We start from the raw sequence: 829 nt of genomic DNA, 5'->3' as shown, positions 1-829 counted from the left end.
TGGGTGTGTGACCGGCTGATGGTGCGCCGGGGCGTGGTGTGCTTGCGGTCCGGGCCTGTGTTCAGGCCGCGGCAGGTCGGCCGGCCACGCCGGTGATCTGGTCCCAGATCGCGAAGCGGGCGGTCATCTCGGCTCGGTAGTCGGTGGCGGTCATCAGGTGGCGGCGTGGCCTGAAGTGGGGCGAGATGCCGCTGAACCCGGACAGGAACCGCTGGGCTCCTCCGACGGAGCGGAAGCCTTTCATCGCACGTTCGCGCTGCCGGGTGGGCTGGTGGCTGTTCTCGGCCCGGTTGTTCAGGCCCTTGTGAGAACGGTGTTCCACTGAGGGCATGACCTCGCGGTGGGCCGCACCGTAGGAGCGGAGCTTGTCGGTGACGACCACCCGTGGCACCGTACGGGTCCTTTTCAGCAGCCGGCGGAAGAACCGCCTGGCCGCAGCGGTGTCCCGCCGGTTCTGGACTAGGATGTCCAGGACGGTACCGTCGGAGCCCACGGCCCGCCACAGGTACTTCTGCTTCCCTTTGATCTTGAGGAAGACCTCGTCCAGGTGCCACTTGTCCCCCGGCCGGGGCCGCCTCCGGCGCAGGCCATTAGCGTAACCCTGCCCGAACTTCACACACCAGCGCCGGACCGTCTCGTGGGAGACGACAACACCGCGCTCGAGCATCAACTCCTCGACATCACGGAAGCTGAGCGGGAAGCGGAAGTACAGCCACACGCAGTGGGAGATGACCTCGATCGGGTACCGGTGCCCCTTGTACGACAGCGACGTGCTCCCCACGGACGACCCTTCCCAGGCTGATCAACCAGAAGATCATCCCACCGGTCA

1 protein-coding gene is annotated in these 829 nt (G+C 66.6%); it reads right to left on the bottom strand.

Features of this window, described 5'->3' with window-relative positions; translation table 11 throughout:
* Positions 1-61: 61 nt before the first annotated feature.
* Complete coding sequence (locus KM933_RS38710) at positions 62-781, bottom strand: IS6 family transposase (RefSeq protein ID WP_221362363.1); 720 nt, start codon at positions 779-781, stop codon at positions 62-64.
* Between the last annotated feature and the right edge of the window lie 48 nt (positions 782-829).

Source organism: Streptomyces beigongshangae, from assembly GCF_019710745.1.
GTDB lineage: Bacteria > Actinomycetota > Actinomycetes > Streptomycetales > Streptomycetaceae > Streptomyces > Streptomyces beigongshangae.
This window is presented reverse-complemented; position numbering and strand designations above follow the sequence as displayed.